Annotated in this window: 29 protein-coding genes and 1 pseudogene; 15 read left to right on the top strand and 15 right to left on the bottom strand. The window is 62.5% G+C overall.

The genetic code is table 11. From position 1 onward, the window contains the following. Position 1 precedes the first annotated feature (1 nt). Together RNA01_RS15710 and RNA01_RS15705 are read right to left on the bottom strand one after the other, a co-directional pair. Positions 2–376, bottom strand: a complete 375-nt coding sequence (locus RNA01_RS15710) for a hypothetical protein (RefSeq protein WP_147181167.1) — start codon at positions 374–376, stop codon at positions 2–4. Between the two features lie 16 nt (positions 377–392). Continuing rightward, positions 393–1925: an acyl-CoA carboxylase subunit beta gene (locus RNA01_RS15705; protein WP_147181166.1), complete on the bottom strand. Its 1533-nt coding sequence runs from the start codon at positions 1923–1925 to the stop codon at positions 393–395. Positions 1926–2056: 131 nt separating this feature from the next. On the opposite strand from RNA01_RS15705, the gene RNA01_RS15700 reads away from it, so the two are divergent. Then, positions 2057–3466 carry a helix-turn-helix domain-containing protein gene (locus RNA01_RS15700; RefSeq protein ID WP_147181165.1) on the top strand — a complete coding sequence of 470 codons (1410 nt, stop codon included), beginning with the start codon at positions 2057–2059 and terminating at the stop codon, positions 3464–3466. Between the two features lie 12 nt (positions 3467–3478). Here RNA01_RS15700 and RNA01_RS15695 read toward each other — a convergent pair whose 3' ends face one another. The 5 genes from RNA01_RS15695 to RNA01_RS15675 form a co-directional block, all read right to left on the bottom strand. Next, a complete protein-coding gene (locus RNA01_RS15695) occupies positions 3479–4555 on the bottom strand; it encodes an enoyl-CoA hydratase/isomerase family protein (RefSeq protein WP_147181164.1) in 1077 nt (358 codons plus the stop codon). A 16-nt stretch (positions 4556–4571) separates the two neighbouring features. Further along, entirely contained in the window at positions 4572–5711 is a 1140-nt protein-coding gene (locus RNA01_RS15690; protein ID WP_147181163.1) for an acyl-CoA dehydrogenase family protein, read from the bottom strand. 964 nt (positions 5712–6675) lie between these two features. Continuing rightward, positions 6676–7851 (bottom strand): MFS transporter, encoded by a 1176-nt coding sequence (locus tag RNA01_RS15685; protein ID WP_147181162.1) that lies wholly within the window; start codon positions 7849–7851, stop codon positions 6676–6678. 166 nt (positions 7852–8017) lie between these two features. Then, positions 8018–8974, bottom strand: a complete 957-nt coding sequence (locus tag RNA01_RS15680) for a D-2-hydroxyacid dehydrogenase (RefSeq protein WP_147181161.1) — start codon at positions 8972–8974, stop codon at positions 8018–8020. 214 nt (positions 8975–9188) lie between these two features. Beyond that, on the bottom strand, positions 9189–9386 hold the full coding sequence (locus tag RNA01_RS15675) for a CsbD family protein (protein WP_147181160.1): 198 nt from the start codon (positions 9384–9386) through the stop codon (positions 9189–9191). A 259-nt stretch (positions 9387–9645) separates the two neighbouring features. Here RNA01_RS15675 and RNA01_RS15670 point away from each other — a divergent pair, with 259 nt between their 5' ends. Together RNA01_RS15670 and RNA01_RS15665 are read left to right on the top strand one after the other, a co-directional pair. Then, on the top strand, positions 9646–10014 hold the full coding sequence (locus RNA01_RS15670) for an ElaB/YgaM/YqjD family protein (protein ID WP_147181159.1): 369 nt from the start codon (positions 9646–9648) through the stop codon (positions 10012–10014). Between the two features lie 2 nt (positions 10015–10016). After that, positions 10017–10463, top strand: a complete 447-nt coding sequence (locus RNA01_RS15665) for a hypothetical protein (protein WP_147181158.1) — start codon at positions 10017–10019, stop codon at positions 10461–10463. Positions 10464–10568: 105 nt separating this feature from the next. Here the strand turns inward: RNA01_RS15665 and RNA01_RS15660 are convergent, their stop codons facing one another. Then, positions 10569–10769, bottom strand: coding sequence for a NepR family anti-sigma factor (locus RNA01_RS15660; RefSeq protein WP_147181157.1), 201 nt, complete (start codon positions 10767–10769; stop codon positions 10569–10571). Positions 10770–11015: 246 nt separating this feature from the next. On the opposite strand from RNA01_RS15660, the gene RNA01_RS15655 reads away from it, so the two are divergent. The 5 genes from RNA01_RS15655 (at position 11016) to RNA01_RS15635 (ending at position 14761) form a co-directional block, all read left to right on the top strand. Further along, positions 11016–11810, top strand: a complete 795-nt coding sequence (locus tag RNA01_RS15655; RefSeq protein ID WP_147181156.1) for a response regulator — start codon at positions 11016–11018, stop codon at positions 11808–11810. 97 nt (positions 11811–11907) lie between these two features. After that, positions 11908–12906: a sensor histidine kinase gene (locus RNA01_RS15650; RefSeq protein WP_147181155.1), complete on the top strand. Its 999-nt coding sequence runs from the start codon at positions 11908–11910 to the stop codon at positions 12904–12906. 144 nt (positions 12907–13050) lie between these two features. Further along, on the top strand, positions 13051–14109 hold the full coding sequence (locus tag RNA01_RS15645; protein WP_147181154.1) for a zinc-binding metallopeptidase family protein: 1059 nt from the start codon (positions 13051–13053) through the stop codon (positions 14107–14109). Positions 14110–14204: 95 nt separating this feature from the next. Continuing rightward, positions 14205–14567, top strand: coding sequence for a hypothetical protein (locus tag RNA01_RS15640; protein ID WP_174824562.1), 363 nt, complete (start codon positions 14205–14207; stop codon positions 14565–14567). Next, positions 14567–14761, top strand: coding sequence for a hypothetical protein (locus RNA01_RS15635; protein ID WP_147181153.1), 195 nt, complete (start codon positions 14567–14569; stop codon positions 14759–14761). The genes RNA01_RS15640 and RNA01_RS15635 overlap by 1 nt, the downstream gene beginning before the upstream one ends. Before the next feature lie 130 nt (positions 14762–14891). Here RNA01_RS15635 and RNA01_RS15630 read toward each other — a convergent pair whose 3' ends face one another. Beyond that, a complete protein-coding gene (locus RNA01_RS15630) occupies positions 14892–15056 on the bottom strand; it encodes a DUF1328 domain-containing protein (protein ID WP_147181152.1) in 165 nt (54 codons plus the stop codon). Positions 15057–15240: 184 nt separating this feature from the next. Between RNA01_RS15630 and RNA01_RS15625 the strand changes: the two genes are divergently transcribed. Further along, positions 15241–15447 carry a NepR family anti-sigma factor gene (locus RNA01_RS15625; protein ID WP_147181151.1) on the top strand — a complete coding sequence of 69 codons (207 nt, stop codon included), beginning with the start codon at positions 15241–15243 and terminating at the stop codon, positions 15445–15447. Continuing rightward, positions 15444–16010 (top strand): RNA polymerase sigma factor, encoded by a 567-nt coding sequence (locus tag RNA01_RS15620; RefSeq protein WP_147181150.1) that lies wholly within the window; start codon positions 15444–15446, stop codon positions 16008–16010. The genes RNA01_RS15625 and RNA01_RS15620 overlap by 4 nt, the downstream gene beginning before the upstream one ends. Before the next feature lie 115 nt (positions 16011–16125). Here the strand turns inward: RNA01_RS15620 and RNA01_RS15615 are convergent, their stop codons facing one another. Further along, positions 16126–16341, bottom strand: coding sequence for a hypothetical protein (locus RNA01_RS15615; protein ID WP_147181149.1), 216 nt, complete (start codon positions 16339–16341; stop codon positions 16126–16128). A gap of 201 nt (positions 16342–16542) precedes the next feature. Between RNA01_RS15615 and ytfQ the strand changes: the two genes are divergently transcribed. The 5 genes from ytfQ (at position 16543) to RNA01_RS15590 (ending at position 21872) form a co-directional block, all read left to right on the top strand. Further along, positions 16543–17505: a galactofuranose ABC transporter, galactofuranose-binding protein YtfQ gene (ytfQ, locus tag RNA01_RS15610; protein ID WP_170253477.1), complete on the top strand. Its 963-nt coding sequence runs from the start codon at positions 16543–16545 to the stop codon at positions 17503–17505. 93 nt (positions 17506–17598) lie between these two features. Continuing rightward, positions 17599–19128 carry a sugar ABC transporter ATP-binding protein gene (locus RNA01_RS15605; protein ID WP_147181148.1) on the top strand — a complete coding sequence of 510 codons (1530 nt, stop codon included), beginning with the start codon at positions 17599–17601 and terminating at the stop codon, positions 19126–19128. After that, a complete protein-coding gene (locus RNA01_RS15600) occupies positions 19125–20132 on the top strand; it encodes an ABC transporter permease (protein WP_147181147.1) in 1008 nt (335 codons plus the stop codon). The genes RNA01_RS15605 and RNA01_RS15600 overlap by 4 nt, the downstream gene beginning before the upstream one ends. Then, complete coding sequence (yjfF, locus tag RNA01_RS15595; protein ID WP_147181146.1) at positions 20129–21115, top strand: galactofuranose ABC transporter, permease protein YjfF; 987 nt, start codon at positions 20129–20131, stop codon at positions 21113–21115. Before RNA01_RS15600 ends, yjfF begins: the two co-directional genes overlap by 4 nt. After that, entirely contained in the window at positions 21108–21872 is a 765-nt protein-coding gene (locus RNA01_RS15590) for a FadR/GntR family transcriptional regulator (protein WP_147181145.1), read from the top strand. The genes yjfF and RNA01_RS15590 overlap by 8 nt, the downstream gene beginning before the upstream one ends. A 71-nt stretch (positions 21873–21943) precedes the next feature. On the opposite strand, the gene RNA01_RS15585 is transcribed toward RNA01_RS15590, so the two are convergent. The 5 genes and pseudogenes from RNA01_RS15585 to RNA01_RS23895 form a co-directional block, all read right to left on the bottom strand. Next, the gene (locus RNA01_RS15585) at positions 21944–22657 is read right to left on the bottom strand and encodes an AAA family ATPase (RefSeq protein WP_147181144.1); all 714 of its coding nucleotides are present in this window, start codon (positions 22655–22657) and stop codon (positions 21944–21946) included. A 127-nt stretch (positions 22658–22784) separates the two neighbouring features. Beyond that, positions 22785–23867: a protein-glutamate methylesterase/protein-glutamine glutaminase gene (locus RNA01_RS15580; RefSeq protein WP_147181143.1), complete on the bottom strand. Its 1083-nt coding sequence runs from the start codon at positions 23865–23867 to the stop codon at positions 22785–22787. A gap of 9 nt (positions 23868–23876) precedes the next feature. Next, a complete protein-coding gene (locus RNA01_RS15575) occupies positions 23877–24728 on the bottom strand; it encodes a CheR family methyltransferase (RefSeq protein ID WP_147181142.1) in 852 nt (283 codons plus the stop codon). Positions 24729–24747: 19 nt separating this feature from the next. Further along, positions 24748–25230, bottom strand: coding sequence for a chemotaxis protein CheW (locus RNA01_RS15570; RefSeq protein ID WP_147181141.1), 483 nt, complete (start codon positions 25228–25230; stop codon positions 24748–24750). Positions 25231–25232: 2 nt separating this feature from the next. After that, positions 25233–25412 (bottom strand): annotated as a pseudogene (locus RNA01_RS23895) (methyl-accepting chemotaxis protein); the annotation flags it as partial.

Below are 25412 nucleotides of genomic sequence, written 5' to 3'. Positions count from 1 at the left end.
TTCAGACTTCCATTATGTCTTCGAAGGCCTGCGGGAAGTTCTTCCGCGCCAGACTTTCATTGATTTGTAGCATCGCCTGATAGGAGGCGGGGTCGAAGGCCTTTTCGGCCGGAATGATTTCGCGTCCGAACAGCCGGCAAAGCCGCCCGCCATCCAGATTGCCGCGCTCGAAGGGCTCCGCTCCGAAATAGTGCCAGGCGGCGTGCAGGAAGGCGGCATCCGCCAGAGCCTCGGTCTGGTCGCGACTCGGATGGCGCGGCCATGCCGTTATCTTCGTCACCTTCGGGTTTGCCCGCCGAATGGTGAACTGCCACTGGGTTCCCGTCAGTCCGGACGGGAAGCCACGATGCTTGGTCATTTCGGGGATTTTGGCCATCAAATGTCTTTCCCCCTCACAACGGTATCGTGTCGTGCTTCTTCCAGTGGGTGCCGACCTGCTTGTTGCGCAAGGAGGCGAAAGCGCGGGCGATGCGGCGTCGCGAGGAATGCGGCATGATCACCTCATCGATGAAGCCGCGTTCGGCGGCCTTGAACGGGTTGGCGAAATTGACCTCGTATTCCTTGGTGCGGGCGGCGATCTTCTCGGCATCGCCGAGTTCCGAGCGATAGAGGATCTCGGTGGCGCCCTTGGCACCCATGACGGCGATTTCGGCGGTCGGCCAGGCATAGTTGATGTCGGCGCCGATATGCTTGGAGGCCATGACGTCATAGGCGCCGCCATAGGCCTTGCGGGTGATGAGCGTGACCATCGGCACGGTGGCCTGGCTATAGGCGAACAGCAGTTTGGCGCCGTGCTTGATGACACCACCGTATTCCTGCGCCGTGCCGGGCAGGAAGCCGGGGACGTCGACCAGCGTCAGGATCGGGATGTTGAAGGCATCGCAGAAACGGACGAAACGGGCGGCCTTGCGCGAGCTGTCGATGTCGAGGCAGCCGGCGAGCACCATTGGCTGGTTGGCGACGACGCCGACCGTCTGGCCTTCCATGCGGATGAAGCCGGTGATGATGTTCTTGGCGAAGGCTTCCTGGATCTCGAAGAAATCGCCCTCGTCAGCCAGAGCGTAGATCAGCTCCTTCATGTCGTAGGGCTTGTTCGACGAATCCGGGATCAGCGTGTCGAGGCGGGCCTCGATACGGGCCGGGTCGTCGTGGAAGGGGCGAACCGGCGGCTTTTCGCGATTGTTGAGCGGCAGGAAGTCGAACAGCAGGCGAACCTGTTCCAGCGCCTCGATGTCGTTCTCGTAGGCGCCGTCGGCGACCGAGGACTTCTTGGTGTGGGTGCCGGCGCCGCCGAGTTCTTCGGCCGTGACGATCTCATTGGTGACGGTTTTGACCACGTCCGGACCGGTGACGAACATGTAGGATGAATCGCGCACCATGAAGATGAAGTCGGTCATGGCCGGCGAGTAGACCGCGCCGCCGGCGCAAGGGCCCATGATGACGGAGATCTGCGGTACGACGCCGGAGGCATCGACATTGCGCTTGAAGACGTCGGCATAGCCGGCGAGCGAGGCGACGCCTTCCTGAATGCGGGCGCCGCCCGAGTCATTGAGGCCGATGACCGGCGCGCCGTTTTTCAGCGCCATATCCATGATCTTGCAGATCTTCTGGGCATGGGTCTCGGACAAGGAGCCGCCGAGCACGGTAAAGTCCTGGGAGAAGACATAGACCTGGCGGCCATTGATCGTGCCCCAGCCGGTGACGACGCCATCGCCGGCGACCTTCTGCTCGGCCATGCCGAAGTCGGTGCAGCGATGGGTCACATACATGTCGTATTCTTCAAACGAACCCTCATCGAGCAGAACCTCGATGCGCTCGCGGGCCGTCAGCTTGCCCTTGGTATGCTGGGCGTTGATGCGGCGCTGACCGCCGCCAAGGTGGGCCTCGGCGCGGCGCGCTTCGAGCTGATCCAAAATATCTAGCATGCTTCCTCCCGACATATGTAAGGCGCGGATGATTGTTTGTGCCCTTAAACGCAAGGGCTTGCAAAGAAAATGATTGAACAGGTGCAATTGTGGATTTATGAATTTGCAAACAGAAAAATGCGAATTTGCAAATGGCCATCGGTAAGCTTTTCATTGGGCGCAAGGTGCGCGAACTCCGGCAGGCGGGCAATGCCACGCAGGCCCAGTTTGCCGACAAGATCGGCATTTCCACCAGCTATCTGAACCAGATCGAGAACAACCAGCGGCCGGTGTCGGCGGCGGTGCTGCTGGCGCTGGCGGAAAAGTTCGGCATCGACATCACTGAACTTTCGTCGGGGCAGAACGACCGGCTGCTCTCGGCGCTTTCCGAGGCGCTGAGCGATCCGCTGTTCGAGACCTATTCGCCGAGCCTGCAGGAGTTGAAGCTCGTCACCCAGAACGCGCCGGGGCTGGCGCATGCGTTGATCACCTGTCACCAGGCCTATCGCCGCAACAGCGAGCAATTGGTGAGCTATGACGACCGGTTTGGTGCGGCACCCTCGAACGAGACGACCTCCTATGACGAGGTGCGTGATTTCTTCCACTTCGTCGACAATTATATTCACGACATCGACATACTGGCGGAAAGTCTGGCCGGACAGCTGAAGCTCGGGGAGGGGGAGAATTACGCGGCGCTCGCCGGCTTCCTCGAGAACCGCCACGGGGTGCGCGTGGTGCGCGGCGATGCGGGCGAGGAAGCGATCCGTCGCTTCGACCCGGCAAGCCGCATCCTGACGCTGTCGCGCTATGCCTCGGCGCCGACCCGCGATTTCCAGGTCGCCACGCAGATCGCCCAGCTTCATGCCGGCGACACGATCGAGCAGGTGCTCAAGCAGGCCAGCTTCCGCACCGAGGAGGCGGTGGAGGTCTGCCGCATCGGCCTGCACAATTATTTCGCCGGCGCGCTGATCCTGCCCTATCGCAGCTTCCATCAGGCGGCCCGCGAGCTGCGTCATGACATCGAGTTGCTTGCCGCGCGCTTTGGCGCCTCGCTCGAGCAGGTCTGTCACCGGCTGTCGACATTGCAGCGGCCGGGGCTGAAGGGTGTGCCGATCTTCTTTGCCCGCATCGACCGGGCCGGCAATATCACCAAACGCCATAGCGCGGCGCGACTGCAATTCGCCCGGTTCGGCGCGGCCTGCCCCTTGTGGAACGCGCATCAGGCCTTCGAGGCGCCTGGCCGGATCATTCGCCAGCTGGCCGAGACGCCGGACGGGGTTCGCTATCTCTGTCTGGCCATGCAGGTCAACAAGGGCACGCTGGGCTTCCGCGCCGCCCAGCCGCGCTACGCGCTGGCGCTCGGCTGCGAGATCTCCTACGCCGACGCCTTCGTCTACGCCGACGATCTCGACCTTTCCAACCGCGCCGCCTTCGATCCGATCGGCATTTCCTGCCGGATCTGCGAGCGGGTCAAATGCACCAGCCGCGCGGTGCCGCCCTTGAAGCGCAAGCTGGTGGTCGACCACAGCGTGCGCAACGCCATGCCCTATGAGATCGAGTGAGAGACCTGGCGTTTAGCTGAACAGTGGTTGCGGATGCGGCTTGAAGAACGGTTCGACAATCTGCGGGCCGACCGCGTCGAGGCTTGCGGGCGACCATCGCGGATTGCGGTCCTTGTCGATGATGGCGGCGCGGATGCCCTCATAGAAGTCGGGCGTGTGCAGGATCTGCGCGGTGGCGGCGAATTCCCGCTCGAGGCAGGTTTCGAGATCGGGCGACCGGCGCGCGGCCCTGAGCAGCGCCAGTGTCACCTTCAGGCTGGTGGGCGATTTCGCCAGCATGGCGGAGCGCACTCGGGTGGCGAAGGCACTCTCCTCTGCGGCGAGGGCCGCGGCGATCTGCTCGACCGTGTCGAAGCCGAAGCAGCGATCGATCAGGGCGCGGTTTTCGACAAACTCGCCGACCGGGGCCGGCTTTGCCGCCGCTTCAACGAGCGCGGACACTTCGGCCGGCCCGGCATTTGCCGGCAGGGTCGTCAGGCTTTCGGCGAGGGTGGCCAGAGCACTTGCGGGCACGAACCGGTCGGCGAAACCGGCTTCGATCGCATCGGCCGCGCCGATCGCCTCACCGGTCAGGCCCATCAGGGTGCCGAGTTCGCCCGGCGCCCTGGCCAAAAGCCAGGTGGCGCCGATGTCGGGGAAGAAGCCGATGCCGGTTTCGGGCATGGCGAGCTTCGTCGTGTCGGTGACGATGCGATGGCTGCCATGGCTTGAGACGCCGACGCCGCCGCCCATGGTGATGCCTTCCATGAAGACCACATAGGGTTTCGAGTAGGTGGCGATGCGGGCGTTCATCCGGTATTCGGCCCGCAGGAAATCCGCCGCGCGGCCGTCACCGGCCTTGCCGCTCTCGTAGAAGGTGCGGATGTCGCCACCGGCGCAAAGCCCGCGTTCGCCTTCGCCGGTCATCAGGACGGCGGCGATCGCCGGGTCCTTTTCAAACCGGTCCAGCGCTTCGCCGATCGCCTGCACCATGGGGAGCGACAGGCTGTTGAGCACGCGCGGGCGGTTGAGCAGGATCACGCCGAGGCTGCCCTGCCGGCCCGAAAGCACGTCCTCGCCGGTGAGTTCCGTCGTTGTCAGATAGCGCATCTCGTCTCCCTGTTCGTTACTTGCCGATCACCGCGCGGGCGACGATGACCCGCATGATCTCATTGGTGCCTTCGAGGATCTGGTGGACGCGCAGGTCCCGGACGATCTTCTCGATGCCGTATTCGGCGAGATAGCCATAGCCGCCATGCAGCTGCAAGGCGCGATTGGCGACGTCGAAGCAGCGGTCGGTGACGAGGCGTTTTGCCATGGCGCAGAGGGTGGTGGCATCCGGCGCCCTGTCATCGAGGGCGCTGGCCGCGCGCCAGAGGAAGGTGCGGGCCGCCTCAAGATCGGTCGCCATGTCGGCGAGTTCGAACTGGAGCGCCTGGAATTCGGCGATCGGCCTGCCGAAGGCCTTGCGGTCCCTCATGTAGGCGACCGCCTTGTCGAAGGCGGATCGGGCGCCGCCGAGTGAGGCGGCGGCGATGTTCAGCCGTCCGCCGTCGAGGCCGGACATGGCGATGCGGAAGCCGTCGCCTTCGGCGCCGAGGCGGTTTGCGGCCGGCACGCGCACGCCGTCCATCATCACGGCGCGGGTCGGCTGGGCGTTCCAGCCCATTTTCTTTTCGTTGGCGCCGAAGGACAGTCCCTTGGCGTCGCCCGGCACGAGAAAGGCGGAAATGCCCTTCGGGCCGTCCTCGCCGGTGCGGGCCATGACCAGGTAAAGCGCGCTGGCGCCGGCGCCGGAGATGAACTGCTTCTGGCCGGTCAGCACATAGTCGTCGCCGTCGCGCACCGCGCGGGTCTTCAGGGCGGCCGCGTCCGAGCCGCAGCCGGGTTCGGTCAGGCAATAGCTGGCGAGCGCGTCCATGGTGGCGAGCGCCGGCAGATGGGCTTCGCGCTGCTCGGGTGTGCCATAGCGGTCGATCATCGTCGCGCACATGTTGTGGATCGAGATATAGGCGGCGACCGTCGGGCAACCGGTGGCCAGCGCCTCGATGATCAGCGCGGTGTCGAGCCGCCCAAGGCCGGAGCCGCCAACATCATCGGCGACGCAGATGGCGCCAAGGCCAAGGCTGCCGGCCTTTTTCAGCGTGTCGACGGGAAAATGCTTGGTCTGGTCCCAGTCGAGGGCGAAGGGCGCAAGCTCCTCGGCGGCGAAATCGGCCGCCATGTCGACAAAGGCCTGCTGCTGGTCGCTCAGGGTGAAATCCATGGCTCTCCTCCACGAGATGGGGCTCCGCCTCCTTGCGGGCGCCTCTTCATTGCCGATCGGCTTAACACAGGTTTCGCCCGGCAATCATCCCTGCCGAAAGTCGGGGTTGCGAAAAGGGAGTATGCGATCTTTTGGCGGGGCGGGTCCCCTTCGGCGCGGCTTTGGCTGGGGCGGTGTCGTTGCGGTCAAGGGAATTGGGGGGGCGGAAGTTTGGCCAAGGAGGCCAAGGCCTCGATTTTGCTACCGTGAACAGACATTGGTTTTGAGATTGCCAATGGGCATGAAGGACCGAGAAGCGGCTGACGCTTGGCCGCTTCGCGCCATAAGCGGTCATTGCGCGGCTAACGGCGGGATTGTATTGCTGCCGAAGCTAAAACAATGGAGACAGTCAGTGCGATACAGCTACTTGTGGAGAGCGGGTTCAGTCCTCATGCACACACTGCTATGGGTAGCGCTGGCTACATGGTCTTACATGACAGCAGGTCGCTATACTTTTGCAAGCTGCTGGTCGATCATTATGTTCTATATTCCTCCGCTAGGCTTTCTCTGGCTGGCAGTAGGATTTTCTAGTTTCGCATTCCTCATCGCTTCGATCACTCGCCCGCAACTTCGAACAAGTGCGTGGTTTTTGGCCGCGTGTCATGGCCTAGTGCTTGCCATCGGATTGCAGGCATCTTCATTGGCAGCTTATGCGGCAGCAGGTCAGGTAGACTGCCTTTGACGGCATTTGGGTGTGCTGACCACCATTGGTGGTCCGAGCATAGCTTCGCGAAACCAGTGGCACCTGACGGTCTTATAGACTGGCTTTGCCAAGTGTGACCGCTTTGGGCCGAAAGCAGCCGAATGACTCCCGGATTGCATCGTGTGTGGACGGCTGCGAGTTTGCCGGAGCTTTCAGACTGTTTTGCACATCGCTGGTCGGAGCGGCCTTGCTGAAGCACAATAAACTGGAGGTTTCGACGTTTCATAGCCAGTGCTTACGAAACATCGACGCGAAAAGTAGCAGGGCGGCGAAAGCAGCCACGGCTGAGGCCACCCGGATGACTGCTTGGAAGTCGTAGGCTTGCGCTATAAAGCCGGTCGCGGGGCCAGCTAGGATGCCGCTGACGCTCAGAACATTCCAGTAGAGCGCGGTGGCCTGGGCCGGGCGGTCACCGGCGAAGGATTGCATGAAACTGATGCCGATGCTGGCATAGAGGCCATAATAAAGTCCCTCTAATGCCGCGCCTGCCAGCATCTGTGGATAGGTCTGCACATACGACAGAAGCAGGATCGTGACGGCGGCCAAGAGCGCCACCACGACAAGTGGCCCCTTCAGGCCGAAGCGGGATATAATCAACGGTGTCGTGAAGATCGCAAAGATTTCCACGAAGGTCTTCATGCTGAAGGCCGTGCCTGGCGCATAGCCGGGCAGCCCGACTTCCCGCACATAAAACAGTGGCAGCGCGCTGAATGTCAGCGAGTGTGCCGAGGACAGGCAGAAGACGAAGGCTGCCGCCAGCCACAGGCCACTAGGCTGTTGCGCAGAGGTCTTCACCGATCCTGCTTTCGGGCTAAGCGTCATGTCGCGCGGGATGATCGTCCACCACATCAGCGCCCAGCATAGTGCAAGTCCTAATGCCAGCTTGAAGACGGCTGCTTCACCGAAGCGCTCCGAGAACAGGAACGCCACCGCCGGGCCTATCATCCAGGCCGTTGACGTAGTGGCGCGCATGAAGGCGTTGGACCGGCCACGTGCGATCTCGCGGCGTTCCGCGACGACCGTCCCGAGACTGAACATGGTGGACACGGCACTACCGCTCAGACCGAAGCCGATCACGCCGAAGGTCAGAACTGTCCAGAAGGACGGCGAAATCGACAGGGCTGTGGTGGCCAAAAGGTAACCCGCCAGTGCTACACCGATCAGCGAAAAGGGGGCAACTCCCGCATCCAGCCATCGCCCGAAGGTGCGGTTGCAAGTTATGCCAAGAACGGTAACGGCGCCAGCATAGAGGCTGATGGTCCACGGCGCGCGTCCCAGGCCCTCCACAATGTAGAAAGTCATGAAGGACACGATCATCGAACTGCACATGGTGCCCGTAAACAGCACGAGTAGGAAGGAGGAAAGTGAAAGCGGCCGGCTGCTGACCGTTTTAGTCATAGGGATACCTGTCGAGATGATGCCGTGGATCGTTTCGTAACGCGACATTCAGGTCGATAAGCATGGAGTATGACAGCCGTGTAACGGGCTCATGGTTATGCGAGTACGGCAGCTTCGGGCCCCCGTAGGCGCCCCCGGCAAGCGGCGTTGGCGCAAAGTTCCGCTGTCAGCCCACCACGTTGCGCGGCGTGCCGGCGATGAAAAGCTCGATGTTTTCGATCAGCTGGTCGGCGAGGGCCTGGACGGCTTCGCGGCTGGCCCAGGCGACATGAGGGGTGAGGATGACGTTCGGACGGGCGGCGATGCGCATCATCGGGCTATCCGTGGCCGGCGGTTCGCCGTCAGTGACATCGAAGCCGGCGGCGGCGATCTGATCCTTTTCCAGCGCCTGTTCGAGCGCCAATTCGTCGACCAATCCGCCGCGACCAGTGTTGATGAGGATCGGCTTTTTTTCCATCAGGGCGAATTCGCGCGTGCCGATGATGCCGCGGGTCTCGGCGTTGAGCGGGCAGTGGAGCGTGATGACGTCGGCGCGGCGCAGCACCTCGTCGAAGGGCGTCTGGCCGGGCTTGATGTCGCTCGTCCCCTTGCGGCCGGCGATCAGCAGTCTCATGCCGAAGGCTTCGGCGATGCGGCCGACGGCCTGGCCGAGCGTGCCGTTGCCGATGATGCCAAGGGTCGAGCCGCCGAGGTCGGCGATCGGGTGGTCGAAGAAGCAGACCTGCGCCACCTCCTGCCAGCGCCCCTGAAGAACCGACTGGCGGTAGGACACCAGCGAACGGCGCAGCGCCAGCATCAGGGCGAAGGTGTGTTCCGGCACGGTGTGTCTGGCGTAGTCGCGGATGTTGGAGACCCTGATGCCCTGTTTCGCGGCGCAATCGAGGTCGATGATGTCGGTGCCGGTTGCCGCCACCGCGATCAGCTTCAGCTTTCTGGCGCCGGCAAGGCTCTCGCGTCGCAGCGGCGCCTTGTTGGAGATGACGATATCGGCATCCGCGATGCGATCGGCGACCTCATCCGGCGCGGTGCGGCCATGAACGATCAGTTCGTGCGGGAAGGCGGGCGGGCGCACAACGGTTTCGGGCGACAGCGTGTCGCGGTCGAGAAAGACGATCTTTTTCATCGGGTACGCAGGTCTCCCTAGGCTTGGCGGCGGCATTAAAAGGAGCGGCGGCCGCGAAGGCAAGGGCGAATGTCGAATGAATGGCCGGTCGCCATTCGGGCGGGCATCGCGGCTTTGACGCCGGTGTCGGCAAGCGGAGGGGCGGCGTGGCTGGAGTGGGCGCGAAAAAGCCCGGAACTTGCGTTCCGGGCCTTGGTATCTCTGGATTTACGCCTTAGTGCCGGCTGACCCAATTGTCGATTTCGCGCTCGGCTTCTTCCTGGGTCTTGCCGTAGGCCTCCTGGATCTTGCCGGCGAGCTGCTTGCGGTTGCCGGCGATCACGTCCATGTCGTCACCGCTGATCTTGCCCCACTGTTCCTGGGCCTTGCCCTTGAACTGCTGCCAATTGCCTTCGATCTGATTCCAGTTCATGTCGATCTCCTTGCTTTGTGATGGGGAAGAGCTTTGTCTTCGGTGAGTTAACGTCGTCGGGTGGCAGATGTTCCGAGGTTCTTTTTCGCCGCGGTTGCAGATTCACGGACGATACGCGCGCGTTCACGATTTCCTGATGGCGGACGCGAGACGGATCGCCCCCGCCTTGCGCGGTCCGGGTGCAAGGCGTACAAAATTGCGGAACCGATCGGCGGTTGAGACGTTTTCAGCACGACAGAGTTCATGAAGGAGATTTGAGATGGCCACGGCATCCATGGCGGACAAGGCGAAGGCAAAGGCTGATACCCTGATCGACGAGGCCGAGATCGCCAGCAGCGCGAGCGCCGGCGACGTGCAGGCGGAACTGGAAAACCTGCGCCGCGACATTGCCGCGCTGACGCAGACCCTTGCCTCGTTCGGCAGCGGAAAGATCAAGGAAGCCGGGATGAGGGCAAGCGAGATCGGCGCGGAGGCGGCGGATGCTTCCGTTCAATATGCCGAAAACGCCCGCAGCAGCTTTCTTTCGGCCGAGCAGGATCTCGAGGCGCATATTCGCAACAAGCCGCTTCAGGCGATTGCGATCGCGGCCGGCGTCGGCTTTCTGGCCGCGCTGTTGAGCCGGCGCTGATCATGCGGGGAATGCTCGAGCAAATCGTCACCCTGGCGCTCGGCAATGTCGTGACGACGGCCGTCGAGGTCAAGCGCAAGACCATCGGCGGGGTCATCGCGACGCTGTTCTTCCTGACCGCCTATGTGGCGCTGGTCATGGCGCTCGCCTTCTATGTGGCGGCGCAGGCGGGACCGGTGGCGGCGGCGCTGGTTGTTGCCGCTGCGGCGATGGCGGCGGCGCTTGTGGTGTTGGCCGTGGTCGCCGTGCTGAACCGGCGAACCGAGCAACGGATGCTGGAGCGTCAGGCTGCGCTCGCCGCGCAACAACCGGATCCGGTGACCGCCGGGCTGATGAGCGAGCTGCCGGGCATGATGAAGGCGAGCCCGATCGTCACCACGATCATGGTCGCGAGCTTTGTCTACGTGCTGACGAGAAGCCGGGGTTTCGGGCGCGGGCCGCGCGTCTGAGGGCGTCGGGAAAGCGTTGCGGAACCGGCGGCCGAAAGGCGGATGGGCACAGGCGGCGGCAAGCGCCTTTACGGTGAAGGGCAGGGGCGGAGGTGCTCCTTGGCTTCAGTCTTTTTCGCCTCGTTCGGCCTTGTCGAGCCGCTCGAGAAGATCGAGAAACGCCGGCGGCGTCCCCTCTTCGACGATACTGTCGTAATAGCCGCGTAGCCTGGCGGCGATCGCCGCATTGGCGTCCGGCTTACTCCTGACGGCAGAGTCGGATTGCGGCTGTGCGGCCTTTACGGATTGCTTGCCCGGTGTTTTCATGAAGCCCGTTTGTCCCATAGAGCGCCGCGCGTCTTTCCAGACGCGCCAAGGACGCTCTAACACTTTGAAATAGCGCATTGTTCCTGATGGAAAATGATTCCGTTTTTCCGGCCGATGCGCTAGGCGAGATTGAGATTATTTGGTTAATCGGGTCAACGGAAAAAAGTTCCCCAATGGAGGAACTTTTTTTCGGGAGACGCGTTTCTCGCTCAGTCCGCACCATACTCTATCAATTGGAGAAACCGCATGTCTCTTACCGTCCGCGTTGCCGCCCACCTTCCCTACCTTCGGCGATACGCACGGGCCGTTACCGGCTCCCAGACTTCCGGAGACGCCTATGTCGCCGCAGTCCTCGAAGCCCTGATCGCGGATATATCGATTTTCCCAAAGGGCGCCAATGATCGCGTTTCTCTCTACAAGCTGTTCGTCACGCTGTTCGATTCGACCCAAGTGAAAGTTCCGGAGGTTACCTCTCCATTTGCCTGGGAAAAGCGGGCTGCGGCCAATCTTTCCAATGTGCCGGCACGCCCGCGCCATGCCTTTCTGCTGATCACCGTTGAGGGCTTCTCGCCGGCCGAGGCCGCCGAGGTTCTCGGTGTCGACGAGGCCGGGTTCAATACGCTTTTCAACGAGGCGTCCACCGAGATTTCCCGTCAGGTGGCGACGGATATCATGATCATCGAGGATGAGCCGCTGATCGCGCTCGACATAGAGCAGATGGTCGAAGATCTGGGCCACCGGGTCACCGGCATCGCGCGCACCCATGCCGAGGCAGTCGAACTCTACAATCGTACCAATCCGAAAATGGTGCTGGCCGATATCCAACTGGCCGACGGCAGTTCGGGCATCGATGCGGTCAACGACATTCTCAAGGTCGACACCGTTCCTGTCATTTTCATCACCGCCTTCCCGGAGCGGCTGCTGACCGGCGAACGGCCGGAGCCTGCCTTCCTCGTCACCAAGCCGTTCAACCCCGACATGGTCAAGGCGTTGATCAGCCAGGCGCTGTTCTTCAACGAGCGGGTGGCCGAGCAGGCCTGAGAGGCATCAGAGCGGTGCCAGGCCTATGCGCGCCTTTACCAGTGGGTACAGGAGGCAAGCTCGATGCTGATTGCCGGAGACGCGGCGGAGTGAGACATTGGTACATCGGTTGACATGGTTCGAACCTGAGCGCGGCGGCGACGCCTTGCGCGAGTTCTTCATCACCGCGCTGATCGATATGAATGCTTGCCTCATCTTGCAGGACCGCGAGGGCCACTATGTCTGCATCACCACCTTGCCGGGGCACTGGACATTGAAGCCCGGCGTCCTGCCGGGCGACACGGCGATTTTCGGCGCTGGAATCGGTGCCCGGTTGGCCGAACTGAAAGCGGGGCTGTCAAAGCCCGGCGATCGCGCCGAGTTGGAGATCGCGGCAGGAGACGACACATACTTCGAGTTCCGCTGTCGTCTGGTGGAGATGGGCAATCATGAGGTCTACATGATGACCGTGGTGATCGACCGGACCGAGGACCGGCGTCGCGAGCGGCTGCTCAGGGCGCTGTTGCGCGAGGTCAGCCATCGTTCGAAGAACCTGCTTGCGATCATCCAGAGCATAGCGTCCCAGACGGCCCGCTATTCCGGGACGCTCGAGACCTTCCTGTCCAAGTTTCGCGGACGCCTTCACGCTCTGTCTCAGTCGCAGGACCTGATCACCGATTCCAGCTGGCGGGGGGCCTATTTCCGAGACCTCCTCAAACAGCAGGTCGACCGCTACGTCCAGGAGAATGGTGATCTCGTCAGGGTTTCCGGGGAGGACATTCTGTTGACGCCGAATGCCTCCCTGCATGTCGGTCTCGCCCTGCACGAGCTGGTGGTCAATGCGGTGAGCCACGGCGACTTCCTCGCCCGGCGCCGCCCGATCGAGGTCAGCTGCGAGAGGATCGAGACAGGCTTTGGGCCGCAGATCCGCATGACCTGGGTCGAGCCTTTGGGACCGCTCGGCGACGAGGCGCTTGTGGCGGCCAGGACGGCGCGGTTCGGCAGCACCGTCCTGGAAAGGGTTGTGCCCTCTTCGGTCAACGGCCGGGCCATCCACCGGCTGGAAAGCGATGAGGTTCGTTACGAGCTGACTTTCTCACAGGACAACGAGGAATAGGCCGGCTGCGGGCGGAACGTCTCGCGTCACCGCGTTTTTTTACAGGGGCCGGCACTGCCGTTTGGTGTGGTCGTGTCTTGGGGGATTCGGCAGCCGAAGCCTTCCGAACCCTGTTCATATGCTTCTTTGTCACGGGAATGTCGAATGCGTCTTTTTCACTGCTCCAATTGCGCCAATGTCGTGCATTTCGACAATGGCGCCTGCGTCAACTGCGGTTCGCGGCTTGCCTATCGGCCCGGCCGGTTTGACATGGTGGCGCTCGAGGCGGACGGTGACGTCTGGCGCAATCCTGGCGATCGGGAGCAAATTCTGACGCCTTGCGCCAATGCAGAGACCGCCGCGTGCAACTGGCTGGTCGAGGACGGGCATTCCTCCGGCTTCTGTCTGGCCTGCCGGCACAATCTGACCATTCCCAATCTGGCGTTGCCGGAGAATGTCGAGAACTGGCAGCGGATCGAGCTTGCCAAGCGTTATCTGTTTTATTCCCTCCTGCGTTTCGGATTGCCGCTTGTGACCCGCGCCGAAGATCCGCAGCGCGGCCTTGGCTTCAAGTTTCTCTCCGACGACCAATCAACCGGCACGCCGGTACTGACCGGTCACTTCGGTGGACTGATCACGCTTAACGTCGCGGAGGCTTCGGACACGGAGCGAGAGGCACGGCGTGTTTCGCTCGGCGAGCCGTTCCGCTCGCTGATTGGCCACTTCCGTCACGAAGTCGGCCATTACTATTGGGATCGCCTGGTGCGGGATCGTGATGGCTTTGCGGCGTTCCGCGCGCTGTTCGGCGACGAACGCGAGGATTATGGGGTGGCGCTCAGGCGGCACTATGCGCAGGGGCCGGCACCGGGTTGGGAACAGTCCTATGTCAGTGCCTACGCGGCGAGCCATCCCTGGGAGGACTTCGCCGAGACCTGGGCCCACTATTTCCATATCGTCGATGCGCTTGATACCGCCGATGCCTTCGGTCTGCGCACCCACCCGGAAACGGATACGCCGGAATTGACGCTGAGCACGACGTTCGACAGTTATTGCGCGGTCGATGCCCGCGTGTTGACCGATGCCTGGGTGCCGCTCACCATTGCGATCAACAGTATCAACCGCAGCATGGGTCAGCGCGATCTCTACCCGTTCGTGCTGTCGGTGCCGGTGCTCGACAAGCTGCAATATATCCACGACATCATCCACACCGCATCTAAGGCATAAATCAAGCTGAAACCGCCGCTACCCAAGGCGTTCAGACGGTGGCGCGGAACCAATATCGGCGGACGACGTTAACCTTTGGAACAAGGAGAACGTCGATGAATACGCTTGCTGCCCTTATGGTTCTGGTGGCGTGCCATCCCCAGACGACGACTTGCCTCGAGGAGCCCGTTGCCGTTATTTCCTATGATACAAGCGCCGGCTGTCGTGCGGCGCTTCCACGCGAGATGGAAAAGGCGCGCCGTATGGCCGGTCTGATCTATGGTGATTGCGTGCCGGTCGATCCGGAACTGCTGGCCGGCCGAGAGATCCGCCGGGCGATCGACCCGGCAAAGCTGTTGGCCCTCGATACGGGCGCGCAAGGCAAGGTCAGCGCCAAAGCCTTTGTGCCGGAAATGCCGGTTGAGAAAAATCCGATGCGTGGTCCGCGGCTGCCGCAGCGCTATGAGGAGACGAGATGATGCCTGAAAAATTGCGAGATGATGATCGCGGCATTGATCGCCAAACCCGCGAGATGGCGCATGAGGGGAAGCTCGACACAGACCCTGGCTCGATGGTGCCGCCGCGCTGGCGGGCCTCGACGGTCATCGTCGTCCTGATCATTCTCATGACGCTTCTGATCATGCTCGGCTTTATCCTGTCGCGGTCTGCCTGATCCCACCCAGCACGCTGATCCGTTTGCCCGGTCTACCGAGCAGGCGTTTTTTTGCGCTGGGCGTTCTTTTCATCAGTCATATGAAAGAAGCCGGCGAGGCCGGCTTCTTTCACGTCTCGAAACATCCCGATCAGGCGCGGCGGAAGAGTTGTGTGACGAGCGAGATGACAAACAGGACGATGAAGACCAGGAACAGGATCTTGGCGATACCAGCAGATGCGCCGGCAATGCCACCGAAACCGAGTACACCGGCGATCAGGGCGACGACGAGAAAGACGAGTGCATAGTACAGCATGGCGGTTCTCCTTTTTCCGATGGCAGGAGAACGGAGATATGGCTAGTTTGTTCCATGATGATGCGAAAGGGAAACGGTGGGCTATGCTGAGCGACAGCCTGACCGGAATTTCGGTCTCCTCATGGAACTTTAAGGAGGACCGGGCGTTTTCAGCCAACAAGAGACCTAACTCCGTTGGAAGAGCATGACCCATTCCCAAAAAGACCCCGCAGGCGAGGACAGACAAGACAAGGCCGGCGTCAGCGCGGGTATTACCTCGCAATTGCGCCGGCTTTATCAGTCTGTCCAGGATGAAGCCATTCCCGATCGCTTCCTCAGCTTGCTGGAAAAACTCGATCAGGCCGAGAAGCGGGCCGAGCAGACCACCCGCCCCAAGGATTCCGCACAATGACCGTTGAAGCAAAGCCTGTGGATTATTCGTTCAAGCGCGACCTGCTCGCCGCCCTGCCGAACCTGCGCGCCTTTGCTGTTTCTCTCTCGGGGCGTCATCATGTGGCCGATGACCTTGTGCAGGACACCATCATGAAGGCCTGGGCCAAGCAGGATCATTTCGAGCCGGGAACCAATATGAAGGCTTGGCTTTTCACCATCCTGCGCAACGAGTTCTATTCGCAGATGCGCAAGCGCGGCCGTGAGGTGTCGGACAGTGACGGCATTTTCACCGCGTCGCTGTCAACGCATCCGCCACAATACGGCTCGCTCGACCTGCAGGACTTCAAGAGGGCGCTGGATCAGTTGCCGAGTGACCAGCGTGAGGCGATCATTCTGGTCGGGGCTTCCGGCTTCGCCTACGAGGAGGCGGCCGAGATTTGCGGCTGTGCCGTCGGCACGATCAAGAGCCGCATCAACCGGGCGCGCAATAAACTCCAGGACATTCTCGGCGTCAGCGGTGAGGGAGACTATGGGCCGGATGCCCACAGTTCCGCCGTTACCAAGCGCGCCTTTGCCCTTTAGGCTTCAGACCGCAGGGCCGGACACGGCCCCGCGACAGGTCAAAGACGCTCTTCCGGCCGTCCAGCGGGGACGGACTTCGTATAGCATTTCAAACGCGCCGGGCGCTGTTTGGAGTTCACTCCGCCAGCAGTCCGTCGAAGACCTCGATCATGGCGTCGGCGATGGCCTTGCCGAGTTCGGCGGCGGTCGAGGTCAGTGCCTCCTCGTCCATATCGCGGGCAGCGAGCGCGAAGGCCGCGCCTTCGGTCGTGACGATTTCCTGGGCGCGCTGGATGGCCCAGAGGGCAAATTCGCTGCGATTGCTGATTTCGGTGGTCTCGGTGGTTTCCAACCTGGGTCTCCTCGGTCCTGAATTCTACTGCTTATAGCGGAAGCGCAGCGGCGCAACAGAGGGGATGGAGGCAATTAATACGTGTTTTGCATCGCATATACACGTTTTGAGGATTAATATTTACATATAATAGTACTATTGATAGCGTCGATCCCATGCCGGACCTGCGGAGGGCGGGAGCGGCTTTTTTGGGAGGAAATCATGTCCATTCTATCCAGACTCGCGCTCGTCGCGAGCGTGTCCGTGCTGTTGTCTTCGACTGCTATGGCCGCTGACCTGACGGTCGGTTTCTCGCAGATCGGCTCCGAATCCGGCTGGCGTGCGGCCGAAACGTCGGTCACCAAAATGGAGGCCGAGAAACGCGGCATCCAACTCAAGTTCGCCGATGCGCAGCAGAAGCAGGAGAATCAGATCAAGGCGATCCGCGGCTTCATCGCCCAGGGCGTCGACGCCATTCTCGTTGCACCCGTCGTCGCCACCGGTTGGGAGGCCGTGCTTGGCGAAGCCAAGGATGCCAAGATCCCGGTCATCCTGCTTGATCGCGGCGTCGATGCGCCGCAGGATCTCTATCTGACCTCGGTCGCGTCGGACCAGGTCGAGGAAGGCCGCGTCGCCGGGCGCTGGCTGGTCGACGCTGTGAAGGACAAGGACTGCAAGGTGGTCGAGCTTCAGGGCACCGTCGGCTCCACGCCGGCGATCAACCGCAAGAAGGGCTTCGAGGAAGCCATCGGAGGCAAGGCGAATATCTCCATCGTGCGCAGCCAGACCGGAGACTTCACCCGCGCCAAGGGCAAGGAAGTCATGGAAGGCTTCATCAAGGCGGAAAATGGCGGCAAGGATATTTGCGCCGTCTATGCCCACAATGATGACATGGCGGTCGGCGCCATTCAGGCGATCAAGGATGCCGGCCTGAAGCCGGGCTCCGATCTTCTCGTCGTTTCGATCGACGGCGTTCCGGATATCTTCTCCGCCATGGCCGCCGGCGAGGCGAACGCGACGGTCGAGCTGACGCCGAACATGGCGGGTCCGGCGTTTGACGCGCTCGAGGCCTATCTCAAGGACGGCAAGGCGCCGGAGAAGTTCATCATCACCGAGTCGAAGCTTTATACGCCGGCCGACAATCCCCAAGGCGAGTACGAAACCCGCAAGGGTCTCGGTTACTGATCGCACGCCGTGCAAGGGCCGCCGGCATGCCGGCGGCCCTTGCTTTGCGCGGCCGGACGTCGAAATATCGCCCGGGACGGGGAGGGGAAACACATGGACCATGGAGGCTCAGGCACGGAATTCGTGCTGGAGGCGCGAGGCGTCAGCAAGATATTCGGACAGCACCGTGCGCTGGACGGCGTCAACTTCGGGCTTCGGTCCGGTGAAGTGCATGCGCTGCTCGGCGAAAACGGGGCCGGAAAGTCGACGCTCATCAAGATCCTGACCGGGGCCCACCAGCCGGACGCCGGCGCGGTGGTTCTCGATGGGGTGTCGGTGCATTTCCGAGATCCGCTTGAGGCACAGTCATACGGCATCGGCACCGTCTATCAGGAGGTCAATCTTCTGCCGAACCGGTCGGTGGCGGAAAACCTGTTTCTCGGGCACCAGCCGACGCGTTTCGGCTTTGTCCGCAAATCTCTGATCGCCAGGAATGCCCGCGCCCTGCTGTCGCGCTACGGTCTCGACATCGACGTGGAAGCTGAGCTGGGCAGCTATTCGGTCGCCGTGCAGCAGATCGTCGCCATCTGCCGCGCCGTCGAGCTTTCCGGCAAGGTTCTGGTGCTCGACGAGCCGACCGCCAGCCTCGACAAGCATGAGGTGGACCGGCTTTTCGACGTGATCGCCAAGCTCAAGGCGGACGGTCTGGCGATCGTTTTCATCACCCATTTCCTCGACCAGGTCTTCGCCATCGCCGACCGGGTGACGATCCTCAGAAACGGCAAGCTGATCGGCACCGAGCCGCTGGCCGGGCTGACGCGCACGGACGTGGTGCGCATGATGCTCGGCAAGGACGTGAGCTTCGTCCCCGCGGTGACCGGCATCGAGGAACGCGCGGCTGGTCCCGCCATGGTCGAATTCGATGGTTGCGGCAAGGCCGGCAAGGTCAAGCCCTTCTCGGTGAGCCTTCACAAGGGCGAGGTGGTCGGCGTCGCCGGCCTCCTGGGCTCGGGGCGAACGGAGATGGCGCGCGTCATGTTCGGCATCGACCAGACGGACTGCGGCGAGATCCGCATCGACAACAGACGCGTCGAGCTGAAAAGCCCCGCCCAGGCGATCGCCCATGGTTTCGGCTTCTGCCCCGAAGACCGCAAGGCGGAAGGCATTTTCGGCGATCTTTCGGTGCGCGAGAACATCATCATCGCCCTTCAGGGCAAGCTCGGCTGGTTCCGCGCGCTCAATCGTGACGAGCAGATGGAGATCGCCGGAAAGTTCGCCGAGGATCTCGATATTCGTGCCCATTCGCACGACATGCCCGTCAAGTTGCTGTCGGGCGGCAATCAGCAGAAGGTCATCCTCGCGCGCTGGCTGGCGACGGATCCGACGTTCCTGATCCTCGACGAGCCGACCCGCGGCATCGATGTCGGCGCCCATGCCGAGATCGTGCGCACCATCAGCCGGCTGCGCGAGGACGGACTGGCATTGCTGGTCATCTCGTCCGAGCTGGACGAGGTCGTCGCCTATTCCTCGCGCGTCGTTGTCATGCGTGACCGGGAAATGGTCGCTGAACTGCGCGGCGACCAGATCACGCCGTCTGTCATCGTTCAGGCGATCGCGGCCCAACCCGAGGGAGAAACGGCATGAGGTCCATGCGTCTGACGCGGGCGCTCAATCCGCAAACCATCGCGCTCATCGGCGTGCTGACGATCAACTGGCTGCTGTTTCCAGGCTTCTTCGACATCAGCTGGCAGGACGGCAGGCTGTTCGGCAGCGTGATCGACGTTCTCAACCGCGGCGTTCCGGTGGCTATTCTCGCCATCGGCATGACCGCCGTGATCGCCACCAAGGGCGTGGACCTGTCGGTCGGCGCCGTCATGGCGATCGCCGGCGCGGTCGCGGCGACCATGGTGACCGCAGGCTATCCGGCCCATCTCGCGGTTCCGACAGCGCTTGGCGCGGCCCTGCTGTGCGGTCTGTGGAACGGTATCCTCGTCACCTTTTTCGCCATCCAGCCGATCGTCGCGACCCTGGTTTTGATGGTCGCCGGGCGCGGCATCGCCCAGCTGATCACCGAGGGCTCGATCGTCACCTTCGCCGATCCGGTTCTGATCTTCATTGGTACCGGCTCGTTCCTCGGCATGCCCATGCCGGTGATCATCGCCGCCGGCCTGCTATGCGTAAGCGTGGTCGCCGTGCGCTCGACCGCACTTGGCCTGTTCATCGAAGCGGTGGGCGTCAACCGCGCCGCAGCCAGCCTTGCCGGCATTCACAGTCGTCTCCTGCTGGTGTCGATCTATACCTTCTCCGGTCTTTGTGCCGGGATCGCCGGCATCATCGTCGCCGGAGACATTCGCGGCGCGGACGCCAACAACGCTGGCCTGTGGCTCGAGCTGGACGCCATTCTCGCGGTGGTGATCGGCGGGACGTCTCTGCTCGGGGGGCGCTTTTCGATCGCCATGTCGGTGACGGGCGCGATCATCATTCAGGCGATGAACACCGGCATTCTGGTCTCGGGCTTCCCGCCGGAGTTCAACCTTGTGGTCAAGGCCGGCGTCATCATCCTCATCCTTCTCATGCAGTCGCCGCTGGCCGGACGGCTCATCGAGGCGCGGCGCAACAGCCGCCTGCTGTCCGGAAAAACCTCATGAACCGTAGTCTCAGACCCCTTGTCGCCACCGCCGTGATCTTCGCGCTCGCCTACGCCGCAAGCGCTCTGCAATATCCCGGCATGTTCTCCACCCGCGTGCTCGGGAACTTTCTGACCGACAACGCCTTTCTGGGAATTGCTGCCGTCGGCATGACCTTCGTCATCCTGTCAGGGGGGATCGATCTTTCCGTCGGCGCCGTCATCGGGTTCACCGGCGTGGTGATCGCGGTGCTCGTCTCCTGGTACGGACTCCACCCGCTTGCGGCCTTTGCCGTGGTGCTGGTGATCTGTGCCGGCTTCGGCGCGGCCATGGGGGCGGCGGTTCACTATCTGCAGGTGCCATCCTTCATCGTCACGCTTGCCGGCATGTTCCTGGCGCGGGGCGTCGCCTCCGTCATCAGCCAGGATTCGATCCCGGTCACCCATCCGTTTTACGCGGCGGTTTCACAGTCCTATCTGTTGATGCCCGGCGGCGGCCGGATCAGCGTGATCGGCGGGCTGATGATCATCGTCTTCATCGTCGGCGCGCTGCTGGCCCACCGGACCCGCTTCGGCTCCTATGTCTATGCACTGGGCGGCAATACCACCTCCGCGCAGCTGATGGGCGTGCCGGTGGCGCGTACCACGATCCTCATCTATACGCTGTCGGCAGTGCTGTCGGGCCTCGCGGGGATCGTCTTTTCGCTGTATACGTCGGCCGGCTATCCGCTGGCGGCGGTCGGCGTGGAGCTGGATGCTATCGGCGCGGTGGTGATCGGCGGCACGTTGCTCACCGGCGGCTATGGTTTCGTTTTCGGGACCTTCATCGGCGTCATGTTGCAGGGGCTGGTGCAGACCTACATCATCTTCGACGGTACGCTCTCCAGCTGGTGGACGAAGATCGTCATCGGCGGACTGCTGTTCGTCTTCATCGTGTTGCAAAGGCTGGTGTTCTCAGCTTCTTCGGTGCGCGCAAGAGGTTTTTGGAAGTTGAAACATGAGTGAACCGGGTAGCCTGATCCGCGCGCGTTCCGGGCGGTCGGCTGCAGCCAATTTCCATTCCTTCATCATCAACGAGATCGGGGCCGGCATCGTCTCCGGTCGCTTTCCCGTGGGTTCCATCCTGCCGCGCGATGCGGAGCTGATGGATATGTACGGCGTCTCCCGCACCGTGTTGCGCGAGGCGCTGAAGACGCTGGAGGCGAAGGGGCTGGTCGAGGCCAGGCCGAAAGTCGGCACCCGCGTGTCGCCGAAGAGCCGCTGGGCGCTGTTCGACCATCAGGTGCTGCTCTGGCATTTCGAGGCAGGGCCGGAGCCGCTCTTCGTCGGCAAACTCTTCGACGTGCGCCGGCTGCTGGAATGCGAGACGGTGCGGCTCGCGGCGAAACTGCGGACGGCCGATCACATCCGCATGCTCTATTACTGGCTGCAACAGATGAGCGTGTCGCGCGGCATGGCGGACTCCTTTGCCTTGGCCACGCTGGAGCTGCATCGTGTGCTTGCCGAGGCTTCGCAAAATCCGCTGCTGCGGGCGGCGCTCGGCGTTACCGAATTCACCCTTGCCGCAGCCATGCCCGAGGCGGAGCGGCAAGACGGCGAGGGATTCTACGAGACGGCTGTCGTCAACCGCCGCAATCTGGTGCAGGCGGTCGAGGCCGGAGATGTCGCGGCGGCGGAGGCTTGTCTGCTGGCGGCGATAGGGGCCGACCTTGACAGCGCGCAGACGCGGATCCGCGCTGCATCGTCACCGGATATCCGTTGACGTCCGGGCGGTGCGTGTTCCGGCCGTTGCGCCGGTTCTGAAGTGCTGCGTCTGAGGTGTTCGACTGGCGGTCAGGCCACCGCCTGGAGCGAGGCGGCCCTGCCCAGTTGCAGCTTGCGGCAGCGCAGGGCTTCGTGCATCAGCACTTCGTCGGCAAAGGCCCGGGCATTGTCTCGGGCCTTGTCGATATTGCTCGCGCGGCCGGTGGCCAGCGTATGAAGCGAGCCGCCGCAGTCAAAGACGTCGCGGAAGGCCGAGCGCTCGATGATCGGCGTATTGAGCACATGCACGCGCCGCTCGGCCAGTAGCGCCTTGACGGTCTGGAGCGCGCGCGTCGTGACCATCGAGTTGACGCGGGTCAGGACGACCGAGAAGGGAATGTGGATGTTGCCCCTGTCGGCGAGATACTGCATGAGCTCGATGACATGCGCGCCGCCCTGGGCGTCCATCGAGCAGCCCTGGATCGGGATCAGCACGTGGTCCGAATGGCCGATCGCCTTGGCGAGCAGCGGGGTGCGGGCGCCCGGAAGATCGATCAGCACATAATCAGCCTCGCGACGGCCTTCCTGGATGTGTTTCTCAAGCGAGGCTTGCGTGACATAGGGAATGACCTTGATGCCGGTCTTGCCGGCGGAATTGTCGCGCCAGCGGCTGATCCAGTATTGCGGGTCGGCATCGAGAATGGTGACCTTGAAGCCCATTTGCTCGAGTTCTGTTGCCAGCAGCAGAACCGCGGTGGTTTTTCCCGCGCCGCCCTTGGTATTGGCAAAGGTGATGACCGGCATTGTCGCTACTCCGCGTATCAGGACGAATCGCAGCCCATGAGGTCGGGCGCTTTCTTACTGCGGATGTTCAACCGTTTATGGTTAATGAAACTTGAACGGTGACTGCGAATTGTCGGTGTTTGGCGGCTTAGCGTCTGCGATCCGCGGCCAGGATCTCCTGGGCGATCTGCCCGAGCGGCACGATCCTGTCGACACCGCCGCGGGCCACCGCCTCCTTGGGCATTCCGTAGACGACGGAGGTCGCCTCGTCCTGGGCAAGCGTATAAGCGCCGGAATCGTGCATTTCGGCCATGCCGCGCGCGCCATCGTCGCCCATTCCGGTCATGATCACACCCATGGCGTTTGCCCCCGCCGCGCGCGCTGCCGAGCGGAAAAGCACGTCGACGGAAGGTCGGTGGCGCGAGACCAGCGGACCCGACCGCACCGAGACGTGATAACGGGCCCCCTGTCGCTCCAGCAGCATGTGGTGGTCGCCGGGTGCGATGAGGACGTGGCCGCGCAACACGGGATCGCCGTCGACCGCTTCCTTGACCTCGACCTCGCACAACGAATTCAGCCGTTTGGCAAAGGCGGCTGTGAACCTTTCCGGCATGTGCTGGACGATGACGATGCCGGGCGCATTGGCCGGAAGTTGTTCGAGAAAGTCGCGCAATGCCTCGGTCCCGCCCGTGGACGCACCGACGCAGACCACCATTTCTGTGGTCTTGGCCATGGCTCTTCCGCTTGGTGGCGGCAAGACAGCGTCGGCCGTCAGCTTGGCCGCAGGACCGCTCAGGGCGGCGCCGCGTCTTGCGCGGCTGCCGAGACGGGCCTGGGCCGCGGCCTTTACCACCTCGCAGATGCGCATCCCGGTTTCCGCCAGGTGATCGGCGGCACCGATCTTCGGCTTGAGAATGACGTCGACGGCGCCGGCCTCCAGAGCCTGGAGCAGGGTTTCCGACCCCTGTTCGGTCAGCGACGAGCACATGACCACCGGAATGGGGCGTTGCGCCATCAGCTTGCGCAGGAAGGTGATGCCGTCCATGCGCGGCATTTCGACGTCGAGGGTGATGACGTCCGGGATGTCATCCTGGATCTTTCGGGCCGCCATGAAGGGATCGGTCGCTGTGCCGATCACCTCTATGTCCGGGTCTGCCTCGAGGACACGGCTTAACGTCTGCCGGACGCTGGCGGAATCGTCGATGATGAGCACCCGTGTCTTTTTAGCCATCAGATCACGTCAGACCTTTTCGAAGACCGTATTGGCCACCTGACGGATCGGCAGGTCCAGGCCGGAGACCGTTTCGGAATGGCCGATGAACAGATAGCCGCCCGGCACCAGGCAGTCGATCAAGCGTGACAAGACGCGTTGCTGTGTGGGTTTGTCGAAATAAATCAGCACATTGCGGCAGAAGATAATGTGCATCGGCTCACCGACGCTATAGCTCGGATCCATCAGATTGAGGCGGGCGAAGCCAACCCTTGAGCGCAGGTCAGGATGGATGCGTACTTCTCGGCGATGCGCGTCGCGTGGCCGCATGACATAACGCTGGAGATACTCCGGCGGAACGGGGGCGACCATGTCGCCGCTGTAAATGCCCCGGTGGGCCGTCTGGAGCACATCGGTGCTCAGGTCGGTCGCCAGGATCGAATAATTCTGCTGCTGGCCGCCACTTGTGAAGTCATCGAGGACCATGGCGATGGTGTAGGGCTCTGCGCCGGTCGAACAGGCCGAACTCCAGATGCGGAACCGGCGCGTATCCCTTGCGGCGAGCCGCGGCAGCGCCTGTTCCCGCAGATAGGTGAAATGATTCGGCTCGCGGAAGAAATCCGTCTTGTTGGTGGTGACGGCATCGATCAGGAAGACTTTCTCCGTCTCGAGGCCGTCATGCTTGAACAGATAGTCGCAATAGTTGTCGAAACTCGAAATCCCGGTCGCCCTCAGCCGGCGCCTCAGCCGTCCCTCCAGCATGGTCAGCTTGGTCGGCGGCATCTTGATCCCGCTGTAGTCATAGATGAAGCGCGATAGTTGGTCGAAGTTGCGCTTGCTAATGTGGTCTTCGGTGCAGGCGATAGTGGCGACAGCGGACATTCAGTGGGCTCCGGGCAGGTCAGGCGGCATAGCGCGAGGAGAGCAGGGCGGTGTCGCCGCTCGACAGAAGTCGTGCAAGGTCGATGATCACCACGAAGCCCTCGTCACGACGGACGACGCCGGCGATGTAGTCGGAACTCCAGCGGATACCGATTTCCGGCGCGGGCTCGATCTGGCTACGGCGGAAGGGAATGACCTCGAATACCCGGTCGGCGACCATGCCGAGCGACAGGGTCCGCTCCTCCAGCGGAATGTCGAGCACCAGAACGCGGGTGTTCGCTGTGGGCTCGGTCTTCGTCAGGCCGAGCTTGAGCCTAAGGTCGATGGTGGGGACGCCCTGGCCGCGCACGTCGCGCAGGCCAAGGAGATATTCGGGACCGTTGGGAATGCGAAACAGGTCCTCGTAATCGAGGATTTCCCGGACGACCTCGACAGGAACTGCGAAAATTTCCTTGCCGAGGGCGAACGTAACGTATTGAGATTCTTCTTTATTTACGGTCATCGTCAAGCACTTTCCTTAAACTCGGCGTCGGTTGCATCCGGGCCGCCTATGCTGAGATCAAGCGCGAGCCCCCTGGCACGGGCCTGTTGCGCGGCGACGGTTGTGTTTGCCGGCAACGCTTTTGCAGCCGGTTTTCCGGGGGCCTTGGTCGCTGTTGCCGTGTTCATTGCCAGGCTGCGCGT

Source organism: Paenirhizobium naphthalenivorans, from assembly GCF_007992095.1.
GTDB classification, from domain to species: domain Bacteria; phylum Pseudomonadota; class Alphaproteobacteria; order Rhizobiales; family Rhizobiaceae; genus Allorhizobium; species Allorhizobium naphthalenivorans.
Note: the sequence above shows the minus strand (reverse complement) of the source record. Positions and strands in the feature narration are given on the sequence as shown.